Source organism: Lawsonibacter celer (assembly GCF_014281125.1).
GTDB lineage: Bacteria > Bacillota > Clostridia > Oscillospirales > Oscillospiraceae > Lawsonibacter_B > Lawsonibacter_B celer.
Genome location: NZ_JACOEA010000003.1, coordinates 278,634 through 298,983 on the forward strand (window position 1 = coordinate 278,634; position 20,350 = coordinate 298,983).

Below are 20,350 nucleotides of genomic sequence, written 5' to 3' on the forward strand. Positions count from 1 at the left end.
ATTTAATACCCGTTGACAATAGCGTCCAGCACCTGGGCGGCCACAGTGCCCGCCACATCGGAGCCGCCGCCGCCGTTTTCCACCAGCACCACGAAGGCGTAGGGGGTGTCCTCCCCCCGCAGGAAGCCGGCAAACCAGGCGTTGGGGGCCTTCCCTCCTCCCACCTCGGCCGTGCCCGACTTGGCGCAGAGATCCATATTGGGGAAACGGCCCGTGCCGTAGGTCTCGGCCACATTTCGGGCCATCATCTCCGCCAGGGCGCCGGCGGTGTCGGCCTCCACCAGGGTCTTGGTGTGTTTGGTAAGCGATGGGAGGGACGGCAGGCCCAGAGGGCTCTGCGTCCTGAGCACCAGGCGGGGCACAGCGGCCTTTCCGCCGTTGGCAATGGCCCCCATGTACACCATCAGGGCGCAGGGATTGACCAGGTCGTCGTCCTGGCCCACCCCCGCCCAGCCCAGCTGGTGTTCTGTGGCGCTGGAGAAATCGAACTGACCGGCGGCGGTGCGGATGCCGTCCACGGTATAGCGGCTGGTCAGCCCGGCCTTTTCAGTATACTGTTCCAGGGCAGCCGCCCCCAGCTCGGCGGCCAGCTGGGCAAACACCCCGTTGCAGGAGTTGGCCAGGGCGTCGTAAATGTCCTGCTCCCCATGGGCATGGGGGCAGGTGACCGCCCCGTCCCCCACCACAGTGGAGCCGGTGCAGGTCCACCGCCGCTCATACAGGTCTGGAATTTGCTCCAGAGCCGCGGCCAGGGTGACCGTTTTATACACCGAGCCGGGCACAAAGGCGCCGGAGAGAAAGCGGTTGAGGTACACGCCGTCATAGCGCTCGTCCCCCTCTGCAATCTCCGGCGGGCTCTCCGGATCAAAGGTCGGGGAGGAGACCATGCACAGCACCTCGCCGGTCTGGTAGTTGTACACCCCCACCGCGCCCTTTTTGCCGCCCAGGGCGTTGTAGGCGATGTAGTTATAGCGGGCGTCAATGGTCAGGTACAGGTCGTTGCCCTCCCCCAGGGGGGAATAGGCGCCGGTGAGCAGGTTGTACCCGGAGAGCCGGTCGGCAAAGGCCACCAGGGCGCTGGTGCCGATATAGCCGTTGGGGTCGCCCACCGCGTGGAGGGTGGCCTTGCGCACGGTCTCCCCGTCGTACCAGCGGCGGGAGCCGTCCTTCTCCGGCCAGGAGAGCACATCTCCGTCCCGGTCCAGAACCCGCCCCACGGAGAGCTGGCCCTTGCTGTTGTACAGGTGCCGGTTCCCGGAAAAGGAGGCCCACCGCCCGCCCCGCAGGACGAAGCGGAAGGAAAACACGCACAGCCCCAGCACCAGGGCCGCGGAGAGCAGCAGGCAGAACAGCGCCCGGCGTTCAATCTTCTTCACAGCCGTCCTCCTCTCCTGTCTCCGGCCTGCGGCGTTGAGCCAGCTGGGCGCCCCGCCGGTCCTCCCCCCGGGTGGGCAGGCGGATGGCGAAGCTGGCGTTGGGCCGGGTGTCCGTGGCCTTCAGAAAGGCCAACAGCCCCCAGGAGGCCAGCATGGCCGTCCCCCCGTTGGACACAAAGGGGAAGGTGACCCCGGTGAGGGGCAGCAGATCCACTGCTCCGAACACATTCAGGCAGGTCTGAAACACCATCATGGAGGTGGCGGCACAGGCGGCGATGATATAAAAGCTGGACCGCCCGGCACGGCACGCACGCACGGCGAACACCGCCAGGGTGACGATGGACAGCACCGCCAGAATGGCGATGATCAGCCCCCACTCCTCGCACAGCATCCCGAACACCAGGTCCGTGTCCCCGGCGGCCACATTGTGGAGCCAGCCCTCCCCGGGGCCCACCCCCACCAGGCCGCCCGAGGCGGCTGCGGACATGGTGCGGGCCTGCTGATAGCCCGCGCCCCAGGTGGTGTTCTCCCAGGCGTGGCCCCAGGTGGAAAATCGCCGCAGGATATAGGGCTTCAGGGAGAGCATGGTGAGCACGGCGAACACCCCGCCGCCGCAGATGAGGGCCAGGGTGGCAAAGTCGCCGGAGCGCAGGTAGGCGATCACCAGGAATGTAATAAAGAAGATGGCCGCGGTGCCAAAATCGCTCATCAGGGCCAGACAGCCCAGACACGCGCCGGTGAGCACGATGAACAGCCCCAGGTTCCGCTTGCGGAACAGCCGCTCCAGGGTGGCCGCCCCGGCGAAGATGTAGCAGATCTTGGCCAGCTCCGAGGGCTGGACGGACACCCCGCCGATGGTGATCCAGTTGGCGGCCCCGTATTTGATCTGTCCCAGCACCAGAGAGATCCCGCACAATCCGATGGCCGCCGCGGCCATGAGCCAGCGGATCTTCTTGGCCCGCTCCAGATCCCGCAGAAAAACGCCCAGCACCAGAAAGGCCAGTATCCCCAGCACCACGCACAAAAACTGCTTGAACAGGGCGGCCGTATTGGAGGAGGCCGTGACCCCCAGAGACAGTGTGGAGAGAAAAAAGGCGATGGTCTCCATCTCAAAGCCCACCCGCCGCAGGGCGCGCAGGGTGAGAAAGTAGAGCCACATCACCGCCGTCAGGCACAGGAAGGTCAGGGGGATCATCACCGTGGCCCGCTCCCCCTCGCTGATGACCAGTTGAATGGCCGTGAGTACCTGGAACAGGGTGAGCAGCAGCAGGCCCAGCCAGGGGGACACCGGCCGCTCCTCCCTCCGGCGGCGCTGGCGGCGCTCCTGCTTTTCCTCCGGGGAGAGGGGCAGCAGCACCGTCTCCACCCCGCCCAGGGAGAGTACGTCGCCGTAATTCACCGGGGCCTCCCCCTCCACCCTCTGGCCGTTGACCGACACGCCCCCTTTGGACTCCAGGTCGTACACGGTCCAGGTGTCATCCTCGGCACGGATCAGGGCGGCGTGCTGCCGGGAGACCACCGGGTAGTTGAGGGGCACGTCGCAGGACCCGGCCCGGCCCAGAATATTCTCCCAGTGGGTCAGCGGCTCGCTGGCCCCATTGGGCAGAGTCAGATAGGCCCACACCTCAGGCACATGGGGCACCGTCAGCAGGGAGCGGATGGTCCGGATCAAAATCAGCAGCGCCAGAACGGGAAACACAAAGCGCACAATCGTGGTATACCAGGCGCCGAACATAGGGTTGGCGGCCAGCAGGCCGGAGAGGTGATCCATCAGCGTCTGTGGCAGTGAGAGCAAATTCACCAAGCGCTCACCTCCTTTCCGGGCAGTATAGCATATTTCCCCGGAGAAAAAAAGCGCACATCCCCTGTCAAAGGCCGATTTCAGGAAAGTTTTAGAGAATCTTTACATTTTTCGCCCCGTTCCCAGGCCATTGAGGGCCTGTACATGATGGGCACTCATGCAATCCTTTTTGTGTCTTTTTGGCGCATTTTCTGCTTCTCTTTGTCACATGTGCCCATAATTTTTGCCCCAGATGCTCTTTTGCCACAGCGTTATCCCGCCATCTATTTGTGCCAATTTTTCTCCATATTACATATTTTTCTGAATCTTTTGCAGCGTTTTATCGTTTTACCACTCTTTTTCCCATGTTGGCATTATTCTTGCTTTATTAAAATGCGAGAGCTCCATTTGCCTGGATTACCCACCCCCTCCTATAAACAAGTGACCATAAGGCTTATCAAAGAAGCTGTACAGCTTCTTTGCGTTTCCGGCGCCGGAAACGCGGTTGTTTTTTGCCAGCCTGGAACCGATACAGGCACCCGTCTCACCGGGACGGCCCACATCGCATAAACGCACTGCCGCTTCATGATCAACTGGAGAGGAGGTATCAATCGTTCAGCCGCTCTCACCTTTACAAGCATGAAAAAGGAGGAGGATAACATGGAAGTTCTAAACAAGTACGGCATTGAGCACGTCGGTTTCCTTGTGCGCAATCTGGACCCGGTGGTCAAACATCTGCAAGAACAGTTTCCCACGATTGAATTTCAGTTTTACGACTACCGCCCTCTGCACGCCTGGTCCTATGGCAGGCGCGTTGAAAACTACCATCTGAAGATCGCCATGGGCTCCATTCCAGGCCACGATACCGGTCTGGAAATCATCCAATGGGTCTCCGGCGACGGCGTCCACCGCGATTTTGTCGGGAGTGGAACCGGCGGAATGCACCACATCGCCTATCGGGTGGACAATTACGATTATTGGAAAGACCACTTTTCCAAGTCCGGTGTCCCTTTTATTTTTGAAGCGGAGACTGAGGACGAAAAAAATGGGTATCGGCGCTGTTTCTATGCCTGGGACGAAGTCGCAGGCATGGTTTACGAAATCAAAGAGCAGGCCCACTTCCGTCATAAAACATGAAAAAAGATTTAATATAGGAGGAATCGATAAGATGAAAAAGCGCTCTTTTTCCATCCTCGCACTGGTTCTGGCCATGGTTATGAGCCTGGCCGCCTGCGGCAGCAGCGGCAACACCCCTTCTGGCAACAAGGAAACCTCCAAGCCCGCGCCCTCCAGTGACGGTACTGTCTATGAGTTCAATATTTCCCATATTGCCTCTGAGAGCGACCCCATCCATATGGGCTGGACCCTGCTGAAGGAGACGTTGGAGGAGAAGTCCGGCGGCCGGATTGTGGTCAATATCTTTGGTAACAAGCAGCTGTCAAATTCTAACAATGAAGACGCCGAGAAGGTTCAGCAGAATATCGTACAGGCCACATCCGTTCCCACTTCTTCCCTGTATGCCATGGGCAACATCAAGGAATATCAGGTATTTGACTATCCCTACCTGTTCGAAAACGACGACGAGCTGTACACCGTATGCGACAGCGATTTTATGGACGGCCTGTCCGAGAAGCTGGCCAGTGCCTGCGGCGTGCGCGCCTACGGCGGCTATAATCTGGGCTGGTGCCAGATTTCCACCAACAAAGGCCCCATCAATACGCCCAATGATCTGTTCAACCAGAAAATCCGCACCATGAGCTCCGACCTGCAGATGGCTATTGTCAACTCCACCGGCGCCGGCGCCACCATTGTCAACTACGGCGAGCTCTTTACCGCCTGCCAGCAGGGCACCGTGGATGGCATGATGACCTCCACCGGCCTGTATGTCTCCGACCGCTTCTATGAGTGCCAGAAGTACATGGGCGTGGTGCATGTCATCCCCCTGCTCCATGTCCCCATCGTGAATAACAGCTGGTACGAGGCCCTCCCCGACGACCTCAAGCAGATTTTTGACGAGAGCATGGAGATCTATCTGGACGGCGTGCGGCAATACGAGAAGGACTTTGAGGCCGAGGCGCTTCAGAACCTCGCCGAGCTGGGCATGGAAATCCGGGAATACACCGACGAAGAGCTGCAGGCCTTTAAAGGCGCGACCTCCGTGGTATACACCGACTACGCCGACGTGGCCGGCCAGGAGACGATTGACACCGTAAAGAGTATTCTCGGCAAGTAAGTCAACCGCCCTGTTTTGCTGACAAAGGATGGAGTTGGAAATGCAAACAAAAAAAGAAAAATTCTACAACATGATTGAAGAAAACGTGGGCGCCGTCGTGATGGCGATTATCCTCATCGTCCTCACCCTGCAGGTCATTCTGCGTTTTCTGCCCTGGCTGCCGCCCAATTCCTGGTCGGAGGAGCTCTCCCGCTATCTGTTTGTATGGTTTGTGTACTTAACCGCCTGTGTAGCCATCTACCACAACGCCCATATCAAGATTGACGCGGCCCTTAATCTCTTCCCCAAGAAAGCACGCATCTACGTTATGGTTTTGAGCAATCTTATTTTCCTGCTGTATGCATTGGGCATCACCTATTATGGCTTCCATTACACAGTGGATATCTGGCGCTCCGGCCAGATATCCATGGGCCTGCATATCAAGATGGCCTATGTGTATGCCTCCATTCCCGTGTGCCACTTCATCATGGCGCTGCGGCTGATCCAGTTGTCGGTCAAAATGCTGCGCCATCCGGATCAGTATCTCAACCAGGGCGCGCTGGAAATTTAAAAAAGTCAGAATAGTAAGGGTGGTGAACCTATGCAAGGCCTTTTGGTTATCCTAATTTTTGCGGTGATGCTGGTTCTGAACGTCCCGGTGGCAATCTCCTTGGGTGTGGCCAGCTTTGCCTACCTGTTCTTCATGTCCCCCCTGCCGGTGGACATCGTGGTACAGTCCTTTGTCAGCGGCGTGGACTCCTTCACCCTGCTTGCCGTTCCCTTCTTTATCCTGGCCGGCGACGTAATGATGGAGGGCGGCATTTCCAAGCGGCTGATCATGTTTTGCCGTGTCTGCATGGGCAAGAAGATTGGTGCTCTTGGCATGGTAACCGTATTCGCAAGCATGATTTTCGCGGCCATCTCCGGCTCCGGCCCAGCCACTGTAGCCTGTATCGGCGGCATTATGATTCCCGCCATGATCAAAGAGCGGTATGACCGCTCCTACTCCTGTACACTGGCCTCCTGCGCCGGCGCTCTGGGGCCGATTATCCCTCCCAGTCTCTCCTTTATTATGTACGGCGTCAGCGCACAGTTGTCGATTACAGAGCTATTCCTGGCCGGTATTGTACCCGGAATTCTCATGGGCGTAGCGCTGATGGTCTACAACCGTTTCATTGCCAAACGCCATGGCTTCGGGCCAGGCACCCCAGGCTATGAGCAGGCCATGCTGGCCGAGGGCGGCGGTGACCAGGAGGAATTACCCAGCCTGGGCAAGGCGACCAAAGAAGCCATCTGGTCCCTGATGGTCCCCGTCATCATCCTGGGCGGTATCTATGGCGGCATCTTTACTCCCACCGAAGCTGCCGTGGTCGCCTCGGTCTACGCCATTCTAATCGGTCTGTTTGTCTACAGGGAGATCAAATTCAAGGATCTAGCCGGTATTTTCCGCAAATCGGTCCTTACCTCCGGTACGGTCATGATTCTGGTCGCCTGTGCAACCGCTTTTGGCCGGGTACTCACCATGGAGCACGTTCCCACCGCGGTGGCTCAGATTATCCTTGGCCTGTCCACGAATAAGTATGTCGTGCTACTGCTGATCAACGTTTTCCTTTTCATTGTGGGTATGCTTATGGAAACCCTGGCCGCCATTATCATCCTCACCCCCATTCTGCTGCCCGTTGTGACCCAGCTGGGCGTCGACCCCGTTCACTTCGGCGTCATTATGGTGGTCAACCTGGTTATTGGCATGTGTACGCCTCCCGTTGGCGTCAACCTTTTCGTAGGCGCCCGCCTGGGCGGCATCAAGGTGGAAAAAATGTTCAAGTGGCTTGTCCCTATGATTGGAGTCCTTCTGATCGTCCTGATGGCCGTTACATATATCGAGCCCATATCCACCTTCCTGCCGAATCTGGTAAAGACCCTATCCGCCTGGGGAAGCTGACTGGCTCAGGTTGTTCCCTGTTGATCCCGCCCCCCTATCTCTACCTTTCACATATCCCCTGTGGAAGAAACCGGGCTGAAATGCCCGGTTTCTTCCTTTTCTGTTTTATCTGTTCATCCCGGTTTTACGCTTGACCATGGGGATTCCACGTGATAAAGTAAATATTAAATTCTATACTCGCACTGTTTTATACAGCACACATTAAAATGGAGGCATATGATAATGGACCCAGAATCCATTCCACAGGAAGTATTATTTGAGAAACTGCTGCGCCACTCGCTGAAGGACGGCTATGCCGGCCACAACGACATTCGGGTCACCGCTCTGCGGGAGGGCTTTGCCCAAGGGGAGCTTCTGGCGTCGGACCAGGCGCTCAATCCTCTGAAGATGGTACACGGCGGGGCGCTGACCGGCCTGGCCGATACGATTGCCGGCTTTGCCGTGTGCACCCTCGGTGTGCAGAGCGTCACCAACGACTGCCTGATGACCTTTCTCCGCCCGGCCCGGCCTGGCCGGCTGGTCTGCACCGCCCAGGTGCGCAAGGCGGGCAAAAAGGTCTGTATTGTCCACGCCACGGTCTGTGACGAGGCCGGTACGGAGCTGGCCATCGGCACCTTTAACTTTTCCATCATCGGCGAGCTGAAGTTCCGGCATCCCTGATTGTTCCACACACCAAGGTACCCCCGGCGGTTTAACCCGCCGGGGGTACCTTTTCATTATTTAAAGTAGGCCGCACCGCTGTCAAAAATGGGCTGGTGCTTTTCACCGGGGATATTGCGCCCCACAAAGGGGCCGCAGCGCTCGGAGTGGCCCATCTTGCCAAACACCCGGCCGTCGGGGGAGAAGATGCCCTCGATGGCCAGCAGGGAGCCGTTGGGGTTCACGTCCATGTCCATGGAGGGCACGCCGTCCTCGTCCACGTACTGGGTGGCCACCTGGCCGCCCGCGATCAGCTGCTCCAGCACGGCCTGAGGGGCCACGAACCGGCCCTCGCCGTGGGAGATGGGGATGGCGTGGAGGTCGCCCACGTTGGATTTCAGCATCCAGGGGGAGTTGACGCTGGCCACCCGGGTGGTGACGTACTTGCTCTGGTGGCGGCCGATGGTGTTGTGGGTCAGGGTGGGGCAGTTCTCGTCCATGTCCCGGATCTCGCCGTAGGGCACCAGACCCAGCTTGATGAGGGCCTGGAAACCGTTGCAGATGCCCAGCATCAGACCGTCCCGGTTTTTCAGCAGGTCGTGGACGGCGTCGGTGATGCGGCTGTTGCGGAAGAAGGAGCAGATGAACTTGGCGGAGCCGTCGGGCTCGTCTCCGCCGGAGAAACCGCCGGGGATAAAGACGATCTGGGCGTTGCGGATGGCCCCCTCCAGCTCCACGGCGGACTGGAGCAGGTCGTCGGCGGTCAGGTTGCGGATATTCACCGTCTCGGCGGTCATGCCCGCCCGCAGGCAGGCCCGCACGGAATCGTACTCGCAGTTGGTGCCGGGGAACACGGGGATCACCACCCGGGGCCGGGCGATCTTGGACTTGCACACCGCCGGGGAGCGCTCTGCCCAGGAAATGGCCTCCACCGCCCCGGTCTCAGCGGTGTTGGTGGGGTACACGTCCTCCAGCACATTCTCGTTGAGGGAGAGCAGCTCGTCAATGGAGGCGGTGTCCTCCCCGAAGGTAAGCACCGGCTGGGCGGTGGTATGGCCCACCAGCACGGCACCCTCCACGGCCCCGTCGCACTCGGCCAGGATCATGCCCTGGCAGGCGGGGCCGGTGAAACCTTCGTCCATGGTGAAGCCGATGCCGTTGCCGAAGGACATCTGCATGGCGGCCTCTTTCACTCCGCCGGGCTCCAGCACCCGGGCGGCCTTCACCTTGCCGGTCTGGCACAGGGCGTGGAAGGCTTCCCAGGCCGCCTTCTGGCCCGCGAAGTCGCCCAGATGGGGCACGCCGAAGAGGTAGACCGGATGGCCTGCCTCCTTGAACTCGGGAGAGAGCACCTCGCCCGCCCTGGCGGGGGCGATGGCGAAGGAAATCAGCGTGGGGGGCACGTCCAGATCCAGGAAGGAGCCGGACATGGAGTCCTTGCCGCCGATGGCGGCGCAGCCCAGGCCGATCTGGGCATCCATGGCGCCCAGCAGGGCCTGGAAGGGCTTGCTCCAGCGCTGGGGCTCCTCCCGCAGCTTTTCAAAGAACTCCTGGAGGGTGAGGTATACCTTCTTGTAATCGCCGCCTGCGGCCACCACCTTGGCCACCGAAGTGACCACAGCCTGCACCGCGCCGTAGTAGGGGTCCCGGCTGAGCTGCTTGGGGTCGCAGCCCCAGGCCATGATGGAGGCCTGGTCGGTCTCCTGGCCCGGCTCCACGGGGAACAGGGCGGCCATGGCCTGGGCGGGGGTGCGCTGAGTCTTGCCGCCGAAGGGCATCAGCACGCTGCCGGCGCCGATGGAGCCGTCAAACCGCTCGGTGAGGCCCCGGCGGGAGGCGTAGTCCAGCTCCCGGGCCAGCTCCCACAGGGAGCGTTCGGTCCAGGTCTGGGGGGCGGGCCGCTGGGCCACCTGCACGGCGGCGTGCTTCACCGCGCCGTTGGTGTTCAGGAAAGCGCGGGACAGGTTTGCCACGGTCTGGCCCCGCCAGGTCATCACCATCCGGGGGCTCTCGGTGACGGTGGCCACCTGGTAGGCCTCCAAATTCTCGAAGGAGGCAAAGTTCATCAAAGTCTGGGCGTCCTCAGGGGCCACCACCACCGCCATCCGCTCCTGGGATTCGGAGATGGCGATTTCGGTGCCGTCCAGGCCGTCATATTTCTTGCGCACGGCGTCCAGGTCGATGGCAAGGCCGTCGGCCAGCTCGCCGATGGCCACCGATACGCCGCCGGCGCCGAAGTCGTTGCACCGCTTGATCAGCCGGGTCACATTGGGGTTGCGGAACAGCCGCTGGAGCTTGCGCTCCTCGGGGGCGTTGCCCTTCTGCACCTCGCTGGCCATGGTGTCCAGGCTCTTCAGGTTGTGGCTCTTGGAGGAGCCGGTGGCGCCGCCGATGCCGTCCCGGCCGGTGCGGCCGCCCAGCAGGATGACCACGTCGCCGGGGGCGGGCACCTCGCGGCGGACATGGTCGGCGGGAGCGGCACCCACCACCGCGCCGCACTCCAGGTGCTTGGCGATATAGCCCTCGTGGTACAGCTCGGCCACGTGGCCGGTGGCCAGACCGATCTGGTTGCCGTAGGAGGAGTAGCCCGCCGCCGCGGTCTGGGCGATCTTCCGCTGGGGCAGACGGCCCTCCAGGGTCTGGTCCACCGGGGTGCGGGGGTCGCCGCAGCCGGTGAGGCGCATGGCCTGGTGGACATAAACCCGGCCGGACAGGGGGTCGCGGATGCAGCCGCCGATGCAGGTGGCCGCGCCGCCGAAGGGCTCGATCTCGGTGGGGTGGTTGTGGGTCTCGTTCTTGAACATCAGCAGCCAGTCCTGCTCCTTGCCGTCCACCGTGGCGGGGACATGGATGGAGCAGGCGTTGATCTCCTCGCTCTCGTCCAGCTCAGGCAGTTCGCCCCGCTTTTTCAGCACCTTGGTACCGATGGTAGCCAGGTCCATCAGGGTCTGGGGGCGCTTGGCGGCCTTTTCCGACCCGTACACCTCGTCCCGGGCGGACAGATAGCGGAGATAGGCACCGTTGATGGTGGGGTCCTGGATGTCCACCCGGTCCAGGTGGGTGGAGAAGGTGGTGTGGCGGCAGTGGTCGGACCAGTAGGTGTCCACCACCCGCACCTCGGTGAGGGTGGGATCCCGCTGCTCCTCGTCCTTGAAGTAGCTCTGGAGGAAGGTCAGGTCCGCCAGGTCCATGGCCAGGCCGTACTGCTCCAGCAGGGCGGCAAGACCTTCCTGGTCCAGCTCCCGGAAGCCCGTCAGCACCGGCACATCCGCCGGTTCGGGGTACTGCTGGATCAGGGTCTCGGGCTTGTCCAGGGAGGCCTCCCGGCTCTCCACCGGGTTGATGAGGTAGCTCCTGGCCTTGTCCATGTCCGCCTCAGACAGTTCCCCCGCCAGTAAGTACAGGGTGGCGGAGCGCACCACAGGCCGCTCCCCGCCGGTGAGCATCTGGATGCACTGGGCGCAGGAGTCCGCCCGCTGGTCATACTGGCCAGGTAGGGCCTCCACCGCCAGGAGGGTATGGGCCCCCTGGACCGGCGGCAGATCCTCCTCATATACGTTGTCCACCTGGGGTTCGGACAGGACGGTGGTGCGGGCGGCCTCATAGGCACCCCAGTCCACCCCCTCCACGTCGTACCGACGGAGGATGCGCACGCCGGCCAGCCCGGTCAGGCCCAGCGCGCCCCGGAGCTCCTGCAGCAGATGCGCCCCCTCCACGGCGAAAGGCGGCCTTTTCTCCACATAGCAGCGAAATACGTTTCCCATTCCAAACTCCCCTGTTCTCTCTATGGGCCGACGGCCCAGTCTGCAAAGCCGTAAAACACATTCTGCTGGGTGGGCGTCAGGCCGGAAACCTGTCTCCACTGGGTCAGCACCGACCAATTCTTAAAGCAGAGCACCGCAAAGGCCGGCTGCTCCGCCAGCCGCTGATAGAGGGCCTGCGCGGCCGCAGACCGCTCCTCTCCCCGGGCAGCACGGAGTGCGGCCAGCCGCTGCACAGCCGTCTGGTCCGAATAGCCGCCGTAGTTCAGCGCCCCGTCCGGGGAGAGAAGCGCTGTTGGGTCAAAATCCGCGGTCATGCGCACCTCCCCCAGGTAGAGATCAAACGCCCCCTGCCCCAGGGCCGTCAGATACTCCTCCCAGGGCAGCTGCTCCAGCGTCACGGCAAAGCCGGCCTGGGTCAGGCTCCGGGCCAGGTACTCGGCCACGGCCAGCTTGTCCACATTGTCCGTGGATGTCAGCAGGGTAAGCTGCATGCTCTGGTGCCCCTTGGTATAAATCCCATCCGCCTTGCTCCATCCCGCCGCCGCCAGCGTCTCTTCCGCCGCCTGGGGGGAGTAGCTCAGTGTATCCGCCAGAGCGGCGTCGTAGAGCGCGCTCTCTGGCGCGACGGGCAGATCAGCCGGCCGTGCGTGCCGGGAGAGCAGCGCGGTGGAGACTGCGGAGCGGTCCATGCTCCGCTGGAGGGCCTGGCGTACGCTCTGGTCCCGGCACAGCCCGGATGTGCAGTTAAAGCCCACATACAGCATCACGCTGGTGGGGTAGTCCGTCGTCTCATAGGAACCGGAAAAGCCCAGGGTATTGGTGCCGGTGAGATCCGTGGCCACCAGTGTGATCTCCCGGGTGTCAAAGGCGTGAATCAGATCTCCCGCCGCCTGGATCGCCCGCAGGGGAATCACATCGACCGGCAGGCTCCGCCCCTGCCACCAGCCGGAGCGGGCCGTAAGGGAGAGGCTTTCCCCCGCGCCGCTGAGCACATATGGGCCGGTCCCCAGGGGCAGGCTTCCTCCGCCGTCCTTGACAATGGGTATGTCCAGCAGTGCTGGCAGGCCGCCGTTCGGGGTGTTCAGGACAAGCGTCACCGCCCCGTCGGAGGCCGCAACGCTCCGGATGCCGGCCAGCCGGGCGGAATAGAGGGCGCTGTTCCGGGCCGCGTTCAGGGAGGCGGCCGCCTCCGCGGCGGTCAGCGGGCTGCCGTCGGAAAAGGTTACCCCGCCGCGCAGGGCAAACGTCCAGGTGAGCCCGTCCTCAGACACCGTGTAGCTACTGCACAGCAGGTTCTGGGGCTCAAAGCTGCCGTCCAGCTCAAAGAGCCCCTCATAGATCAGCCCGCCCAGGGACAGATTGGTGCGGTTGGAGCCGGTAAACGGGTGAAACCCCGCCTCCGGATAACAGGGCAGGGTAAACGCCGTCTGCTCCGGCTCAGCCGTGGGAAGGGGCGTGGCCGTTGGGGAGGGCGCGGGCGTGGCCTCAATCCGGGGCGCGTCTGAGCCGCATCCGGCCAGGGCGCAGCACAGTCCCAGAGCCAAAACTCCGGCGGTCAGCCGCAGCAGCGCCGCGCGCTTCATACCGGGTCAGTCAGGGCAATCACGGCAGCCTGGCTGCCCCGTTGCCCCTGAGTCACCCGGTGGGACCAGTAGCGCTCAGGCAGACAGGCGGTACAGTCCTGCGAAACAGCAATATGCTCAGGCAGAACCCCCGCGTTCTCCAGCCGCTCGGCGTTGAGGCCCTTCAGATCCACCCGGAATTTGCCGGTGGGCAGCACCTCGATGCTGTGCAGGGCGCAGGCACCCATGGCCTCGGTCATGGCGTTGGGCACGTCCTCATGGGTCTCAAAACAACACTTGGAGATACCGGGGCCGATGGCGGCCAGCAAGTCCGCCGGGTCGGTGCCATAGCAGTCCCGCATCTTCTCCACCGCCCGGGTGACAATGCCAGAGGCAGTCCCCCGCCAGCCCGCGTGGACGGCGGCCACCGCCCGGCGCACCGGGTCGTAGAGCAGGATAGGCAGACAGTCCGCAGAAAATACCGTGAGTGCCACACCGGGCACATCGGTCATCAGGCCATCGGCCTCATATTCCACCACCGCATTCAGCCCCTCCCGGGCGTCTGCAGCAGTGACGGTGCGCACAATGTCTCCGTGGACCTGATTGGTAAACACCAGCTTGGCCGGGTCCACCCCGATGGCAGCGCAGAAAATGCGGTAATTCTCCGCCACATGTTTGGGGTCGTCCCCCCGGCGAAAGCCCAGATTCAGGGAGGAATAAATCCCCTGGGACACACCGCCCAGCCGGGTGGAAAAGCCGTGGGCCACACCGCCGGCGGCCTCAAAGCCGTCGGCGGTGAGATACACCACGCCATTTACATTGCGTTCGGTGATATTCATAAAAAATCCTCTTACAGAAAATCGTAACTGCCGGAAGGAAATCGGGAAAACAGGGTTGCCCGCATTGGCCCCTTAATCGGGATGGTACTCTTTACAGGTGCACTTCTTGAACTTCTTCCCGCTCCCGCACGGACAGGGTTCGTTGGGGCCGATTTTATGGGCCTTCTTTACGGGCTGCTTTTTCACTGTGCCGTCGCTGCCTGCACTCTCTCCGGTCACCTTGGCTACCCGCTCGCGCTTGACGGCTCCGCCCACCTGCACCCGGGCCAGGAACACCCGGCGGATGGTCTCGGCCTGGATGGCCGCGATCATCTCCTCGAACATCTCATAGCCCTCGCGCTTATACTCCACCACCGGGTCGCTCTGGCCATAGGCCCGCAGGCCGATGCCCTGGCGCAGCTCGGTCATGTTGTCCAGGTGGTCCATCCAGTACTCGTCCACCACGCGGAGCATCATGACCCGCTCCAGCTCCCGCATCAGCGGCTCGCCCAGCTCCGTCTCTTTTCTGGCGTAGATGTCCGCGGCCCGCTGGTGGAGCAGCTCCACCAGGCCGTCGGCGTCATACCCGGCCAGCTCCTCACCGCTCAGGTTCAGCTCGCCCGGACGCAGGAACTGACCCTGGAACTGGGCGCGCGTCTCGCGCCAGCCCTCCTCGTCCATATGCCCCTCGCCCATGTGGGCGTTTACTTCGTTGGAGATCACGGTGGTGAGCATGTTCTGCATGGAGTCCTTCAGGTTCTCCCCGTCCAGCACCTGGCGGCGCTGCTTGTAAATGACCTCCCGCTGGGTGTTCATCACGTCGTCGTATTCCAGCACGGTCTTGCGGGTCTGGAAGTTGCGGGACTCCACCTGCTTCTGGGCGTTCTCAATGGCGCCGGAGAGGATCTTGGCGTCGATGGGGGTGTCCTCGTCCACGCCCAGCCGCTCCATCATGCCCTTCACCCGCTCGGAGCCGAACAGGCGCATAATGTCGTCCTCCAGGGACAGGTAGAAGCGGGTCTCGCCCGGGTCGCCCTGCCGGCCGGCGCGGCCGCGCAGCTGGTTGTCGATGCGGCGGGACTCGTGCCGCTCGGTGCCCAGGATGAACAGGCCCCCGGCGGCGCGCACCTTGTCGGCCTCCTCCTTGATCTCGTCCTTATATTTGGCCTCCGCCTCGGAGAACATCCGCCGGGCCTCCAGAATTTCCTGGTTGTCCGTCTCGGCGAAGCCGGTGGCCTCGGCGATGAGCTCGTCCGTCAGCCCGGCTTTCTTCAGGTCTGCCTTTGCCAGGAACTCCGCATTGCCGCCCAGCATGATGTCGGTGCCTCGGCCGGCCATGTTGGTGGCCACAGTGACGGCGTTGAGCTTGCCCGCCTGGGCCACAATTTCGGCTTCCTTCTCATGGTTTTTCGCGTTGAGGACGTTGTGTTTGATGCCCTTCTTTTTCAGCAGGCCGGACAGGTACTCCGATTTCTCGATGGAAATGGTTCCCACCAGCACGGGCTGCCCCTTGGTGTGGCACTCCTCAATCTGGTTGACAATGGCCCGGAATTTCCCCGCCTCGGTCTTGTACACCACGTCCGGATGGTCCACACGGGCCAGGGGCTTGTTGGTGGGGATTTCCACAATGTCCAGGGCATAGATGGTGCCGAACTCCTCCTCCTCGGTCATGGCGGTACCGGTCATGCCGGAGAGCTTGGTGTACAGGCGGAAATAATTCTGGAAGGTGATGGTGGCCAGCGTCTTGGACTCCCGGGCCACCTCCACGTGCTCCTTGGCCTCGATGGCCTGGTGCAGGCCCTCGTTGTAGCGCCGGCCGAACATCAGTCGGCCGGTAAACTCGTCCACGATGATGACCTCGCCGTCCTTCACCACGTAGTCGATGTCCCGCTTCATGATGCCGTGGGCCTTGATGGCCTGGTTAATGTGGTGGGAGAGGGTGGTGTTCTCCGGGTCGGCCAGGTTCTCCAGCTGGAACTGCTGCTCCGCCTTGGCGATGCCCCGGGCGGTGAGGGTGGCGGTCTTGGCCTTCTCATCTACGATGTAGTCGGCCTCCTCGTTTTCGTCCTCCTCCTCCTTGGTGTCCACACTGGTGACCTTCTTGCACTTCAGGCGGGAGACAAAGGAATCCACAATGGTGTAGAGCTGGGTGGACTTATCCCCCTGGCCGGAGATGATGAGTGGGGTGCGGGCCTCGTCGATGAGGATGGAGTCCACCTCGTCCACAATGGCGAAATTGTGGCCCCGCTGCACCATCTCCGTCTTATAGATGGCCATGTTGTCCCGCAGGTAGTCGAAGCCGAACTCATTGTTGGTGCCGTAGGTAATGTCCGCGTCATAGGCGGCTTTGCGCTCGCCGGGCTTCACGTCGTGGATCACCAGGCCCACGGTGAGGCCCATAAAGCGGTAGACCTTGCCCATCCACTCGCTGTCGCGCTTGGCCAGGTAGTCGTTCACCGTGACGATGTGCACCCCCTCGCCGGACAGGGCGTTGAGGTAGGCGGGCAGGGTGGCCACCAGGGTCTTGCCCTCGCCGGTTTTCATCTCGGCGATGCGCCCCTGGTGGAGGATGATGCCGCCGATGAGCTGCACCCGGTAGGGCCGCATGCCCAGCACGCGCCAGGCGGCCTCCCGGCAGGCGGCAAAGGCCTCGGGCAGGATGTCGTCCAGGGTCTCGCCATTGGCCAGGCGCGCCTTGAATTCCGGAGTCTTGGCCTGGAGCTGCTGATCGGTCAGCCCCTTGTATTCCTCTTCCAGCGCCTCGATCTTGTTCACCAGGGGCAGAATGGCCTTGACCTGCTTTTCCGAGGTGGTGCCGAAAAGTTTTTTCAGAAGTCCCATAGGTCGATTCACCTTTCTTATCTGTCATCGCCCGCCTGCGCGGGCAGCGCGATCCTTTGGCATGTGGTTTTAACGATTAAGTATACCACATCCACCTCTTATAAATAAAGAGAAAATTGTAAACAAACGCCGGGCCGCCCCGGCCGGTTTCCAGGCAAAACATACAGCACCCATCCGGCAGGGAATCTCTTTTTTCCCATTTACGCCGAGCCGCCGGGATGGTAAAATAAAGGCACACCTTCTGCCTATGAAAAAGGAGCTTATTATGAAACGAATGATTCTTCCGCTGGCGCTGGCTCTCCTGCTGGGCCTGTCCGCCTGTTCCAAGCGGCCCCCTCAGCCCACGCCCACCCCCACGCCGGAACCCACCCCCGTGGCCACGCCCACACCCACGCCGGAGCCCACGCCCAAGCCCATCCCCGCCCCCACGGCCGATCCCGACTGGAGCGAGCAGGTATTTGCCAAGGACTATACCGCCGGGGATGGCAACCTGGTCCTCTCCGTCTCCTATCAGCTGCCCCTGGTGCGCAACACCGACGAATACCCTGCCGGCGAGGCCATCAACCAGTGGTACAAGACGGAGGGCGCCGCCCGCATGGCCGAGGCCGAGGAGCTCTACGAGCTGTCGGTGGCCGACTATGAGGTGTCCACCTCCTCCAATCTACCCTTCCAGGCCACGGTGCAGGAGATGACCTACAAGGTCACCCGTCAGGACGACACAGTGGTGAGCGTCTGCCGGGAGTGGTATGTGAACAGCGGCGGGGCCCATCCCAATGTATTCCGCCTGTCCGAGCAGTTTGACCCCCTCACCGGGCAGAAGCTGGGCTTTGCCGACTTCTTTACCGACGCCGACGCGGTATCCGACGCCGCCATCGACGCCCTGGCCGCGGCCTACGATCTGGAGCGCACCGGCGTGGCGGCCAACTTCCAGCCGGAGAGCTTTTACTTTACCGACGAGGGCTGCACCTTCTGGATTCAGGGGGGGCAGGTCCCTGGCCTGAACAGCCCTGCGGAGGCCACTGTTTCCTATGATGACCTGTCCGCCTGGATGCGAAATGGATAAGCGCCCAGCGGAAAACGAGATTTATCCTCTGGCCATCACCGGCTATGCCGGTGATGGCGCCGGGGTGGCCCGGCTGGACGGCATGGTGGTCTTTGTCCAGGGGGGCATCCGGGGCGAGGTGTGTGAGGTAAAGCTCACCAAGGTGGGGCGCAGCGCCATCTGGGGCCGGGCAGTCCGGCCCATCTCCCCCTCCCCCGCCCGGCAGACACCGGACTGCCCCCTCTACGGCCGATGCGGCGGCTGCGCCTACCGCCACATGACCTATACCGAGGAGCTGGAGGCCAAGCGCGCAAAGGTGGAGGACGCCCTGCGCCGCATCGGCGGGACGGAGCTGGCCGTGCCCGTCATTCTGGGGGCCCCGCAGCCGGAGCGCTACCGCAACAAGGTGCAGTTCCCCGTGTCCGCTGGGCCGAGGATCGGCTTCTATCAGGCCCGCTCCCATAGGGTCATCGACGCCCCGGACTGCCTGCTGCAGCCCCTCCCCGCCGCCCGCCTGCGCGCCGCAGCGGCGGACTGGATGCGCCGTTATCACATCAGCGCCTATGACGAGCGCACCGGCAAGGGCCTGGTGCGCCATGTATATGTCCGTACCAACCGGGCGGGCCAGTCCCTGTTCTGCCTGCTGGTCAACGGGCAGGCCGTCCCCCACGAGGCGGATCTGGTCTGCGCTCTGCGCGCCGCCGAGCCCGGTCTGGCCGGGGTGGTGCTGGGGATCAATGAGAAGAAGAACAACGTAATCCTGGGGGACGCCTACCGTACCCTCTGGGGGGAGGACGCGCTGACAGATACCCTGTGCGGCCTGGAGTTCCGCCTGTCGGTGCCCTCCTTCTATCAGGTCAACGCCGACCAGGCGGAGGTGCTCTACGGCCGGGCTCTGGAGCTGGCCGGGCTCACCGGACGGGAGACCGTGCTGGACCTGTACTGCGGCATCGGCACCATCAGCCTGTGCATGGCCCGCCGGGCGGGCCGGGTTTACGGGGTGGAGGTGATCCCCCAGGCGGTGGAGGACGCTAGGGCCAACGCCGCCCGCAACGGCGTGTCCAACGCGGAATTTTTCTGCGCTGACGCCGGTCAGGCGGCCCGCCGCTTGGCCGCGGAGGGAGTGCGCCCCGACGTGGTCTGTGTGGATCCGCCTAGGAAGGGCCTCGCCCCCGACGTGGTGGAGACCGTGGCGGGCATGGCCCCCCGCCGGGTGGTCTATGTCTCCTGTGATCCGGGCACCCTGGCCCGGGACGTGGCCCGCTTCGCCGCTCTGGGCTACGTCGCCCGGGAGGCCGTGGCGGTGGACCTCTTTCCCCGCACCGCCCATGTAGAAACGGTAGTTCTCTTGTCTCGTACCTAGGTTGAAACTACAGAACTATTGTCGGAGCTGCTAGTGTTTTTTCTATTGGTCCAAATAAAGTTAAGCACCGCGCAGAGTTTGGTATAGCGATTGATAAGGACTACTGGGGTATCGGCATAGGAGAGGCTTTGACAGCAGCTTGTGTTGAATTTTCAAAAAGTGCTGGATATTCTCAATTGGAATTAGAGGTTGTGAGCGATAATACGGGTGCAATCACGCTGTATAGAAAAATGGGATTTATTGAATTTGGAAGAAATCCCAGAGGTTTTATTTCTCGTTTCCAAGGCTGGCAAGAACTAGTTTCTATGAGGCGGGAATTAAACTGATAAATCCCGGTTTGTCGGGTCGATATGTTCCCGCGTACTGTGGGTGGTAGATTAGTTTCCGAGTTGTTTCGACATTCACGGCATCGTCTCGACCCACGTGGAGACCGTCTGCGTTCTGGACCGGGCCTGAGCCCGCAGCTTTTGTACGGAAAGGAGCCGATTGGCTGTGAAACTGCTGTTTCGTCAGCGCTTTTTCTCCTGGTTTGACAGCTATGACATCTATGACGAGGCCGGCCGCACCGTGTACACGGTGGAGGGGAAGCTCTCCTGGGGGCACCGGCTGGAGATCTACGGCCCTGCCGGGGACCATCTGGGCACCGTAAAGGAGGAGGTGCTCACCTTCCTCCCCCGCTTTGCCCTGTACATCGGAGAGGAATACCTGGGCTGCATCCGAAAGGAATTTACCTTCTTCCGCCCCCGCTTTCAGCTGGACTGCAGCGGCTGGCAGGTGGAGGGCAATTTTCTGGAGTGGGACTACACCGTTGTGGACCGCGCAGGCGGCCTGGTCATGCAGGCCTCCAAGGAACTGTTTCACTGGACGGACACCTATACACTGGATATTGTGCGCCCGGAGGATGCGCTGCTGTGCCTGATGATTGTGCTGGCCATTGACGCGGCCAAATGCTCCGCCGGAAATTGACGAGCTCCCGCCTTGATTTCTCTCCTTCCGGCGGGTATAATAAAT

General features: G+C 62.1%; 15 protein-coding genes. 9 read left to right on the forward strand and 6 right to left on the reverse strand.

The window, feature by feature from the left end:
- Window positions 1-2: 2 nt before the first annotated feature.
- Together H9Q75_RS07970 and H9Q75_RS07975 are read right to left on the reverse strand one after the other, a co-directional pair.
- Window positions 3-1,376: a penicillin-binding transpeptidase domain-containing protein gene (locus H9Q75_RS07970; protein WP_186565889.1), complete on the reverse strand. Its 1,374-nt coding sequence runs from the start codon at window positions 1,374-1,376 to the stop codon at window positions 3-5.
- Window positions 1,363-3,177, reverse strand: coding sequence for an FtsW/RodA/SpoVE family cell cycle protein (locus H9Q75_RS07975; protein WP_341480921.1), 1,815 nt, complete (start codon window positions 3,175-3,177; stop codon window positions 1,363-1,365). The genes H9Q75_RS07970 and H9Q75_RS07975 overlap by 14 nt, the downstream gene beginning before the upstream one ends.
- A 639-nt stretch (window positions 3,178-3,816) precedes the next feature.
- Between H9Q75_RS07975 and H9Q75_RS07985 the strand changes: the two genes are divergently transcribed.
- The 5 genes from H9Q75_RS07985 to H9Q75_RS08005 all read left to right on the forward strand — a co-directional run bounded on the left by H9Q75_RS07985 (window position 3,817) and on the right by H9Q75_RS08005 (window position 7,970).
- Window positions 3,817-4,293, forward strand: coding sequence for a VOC family protein (locus H9Q75_RS07985; RefSeq protein WP_186565893.1), 477 nt, complete (start codon window positions 3,817-3,819; stop codon window positions 4,291-4,293).
- Between the two features lie 31 nt (window positions 4,294-4,324).
- Complete coding sequence (locus H9Q75_RS07990; RefSeq protein WP_186565895.1) at window positions 4,325-5,389, forward strand: TRAP transporter substrate-binding protein; 1,065 nt, start codon at window positions 4,325-4,327, stop codon at window positions 5,387-5,389.
- 40 nt (window positions 5,390-5,429) lie between these two features.
- Entirely contained in the window at window positions 5,430-5,939 is a 510-nt protein-coding gene (locus H9Q75_RS07995; RefSeq protein WP_186565897.1) for a TRAP transporter small permease, read from the forward strand.
- 30 nt (window positions 5,940-5,969) lie between these two features.
- Window positions 5,970-7,310 (forward strand): TRAP transporter large permease, encoded by a 1,341-nt coding sequence (locus H9Q75_RS08000; protein WP_186565899.1) that lies wholly within the window; start codon window positions 5,970-5,972, stop codon window positions 7,308-7,310.
- Between the two features lie 222 nt (window positions 7,311-7,532).
- A complete protein-coding gene (locus H9Q75_RS08005) occupies window positions 7,533-7,970 on the forward strand; it encodes a PaaI family thioesterase (protein ID WP_186565901.1) in 438 nt (145 codons plus the stop codon).
- A 56-nt stretch (window positions 7,971-8,026) separates the two neighbouring features.
- On the opposite strand, the gene H9Q75_RS08010 is transcribed toward H9Q75_RS08005, so the two are convergent.
- From H9Q75_RS08010 to secA, 4 genes are all read right to left on the reverse strand, one after another.
- Entirely contained in the window at window positions 8,027-11,713 is a 3,687-nt protein-coding gene (locus H9Q75_RS08010; protein ID WP_186565903.1) for a phosphoribosylformylglycinamidine synthase, read from the reverse strand.
- A gap of 20 nt (window positions 11,714-11,733) precedes the next feature.
- A complete protein-coding gene (locus tag H9Q75_RS08015) occupies window positions 11,734-13,296 on the reverse strand; it encodes an ABC transporter substrate-binding protein (RefSeq protein ID WP_186565905.1) in 1,563 nt (520 codons plus the stop codon).
- Window positions 13,293-14,114 (reverse strand): peptidoglycan editing factor PgeF, encoded by an 822-nt coding sequence (pgeF, locus tag H9Q75_RS08020; protein ID WP_186565907.1) that lies wholly within the window; start codon window positions 14,112-14,114, stop codon window positions 13,293-13,295. The genes H9Q75_RS08015 and pgeF overlap by 4 nt, the downstream gene beginning before the upstream one ends.
- Before the next feature lie 72 nt (window positions 14,115-14,186).
- Window positions 14,187-16,934 (reverse strand): preprotein translocase subunit SecA, encoded by a 2,748-nt coding sequence (gene secA, locus H9Q75_RS08025; RefSeq protein ID WP_186565909.1) that lies wholly within the window; start codon window positions 16,932-16,934, stop codon window positions 14,187-14,189.
- A 265-nt stretch (window positions 16,935-17,199) separates the two neighbouring features.
- Here secA and H9Q75_RS08030 point away from each other — a divergent pair, with 265 nt between their 5' ends.
- The 4 genes from H9Q75_RS08030 to H9Q75_RS08045 all read left to right on the forward strand — a co-directional run bounded on the left by H9Q75_RS08030 (window position 17,200) and on the right by H9Q75_RS08045 (window position 20,305).
- Window positions 17,200-17,997: a PdaC/SigV domain-containing protein gene (locus tag H9Q75_RS08030; RefSeq protein ID WP_243200743.1), complete on the forward strand. Its 798-nt coding sequence runs from the start codon at window positions 17,200-17,202 to the stop codon at window positions 17,995-17,997.
- On the forward strand, window positions 17,990-19,339 hold the full coding sequence (rlmD, locus tag H9Q75_RS08035; protein WP_186565913.1) for a 23S rRNA (uracil(1939)-C(5))-methyltransferase RlmD: 1,350 nt from the start codon (window positions 17,990-17,992) through the stop codon (window positions 19,337-19,339). The genes H9Q75_RS08030 and rlmD overlap by 8 nt, the downstream gene beginning before the upstream one ends.
- A gap of 17 nt (window positions 19,340-19,356) precedes the next feature.
- Window positions 19,357-19,665 (forward strand): GNAT family N-acetyltransferase, encoded by a 309-nt coding sequence (locus H9Q75_RS08040; RefSeq protein ID WP_186565987.1) that lies wholly within the window; start codon window positions 19,357-19,359, stop codon window positions 19,663-19,665.
- A 166-nt stretch (window positions 19,666-19,831) separates the two neighbouring features.
- A complete protein-coding gene (locus H9Q75_RS08045) occupies window positions 19,832-20,305 on the forward strand; it encodes an LURP-one-related family protein (protein ID WP_186565915.1) in 474 nt (157 codons plus the stop codon).
- The last annotated feature ends 45 nt before the right edge of the window (window positions 20,306-20,350 follow it).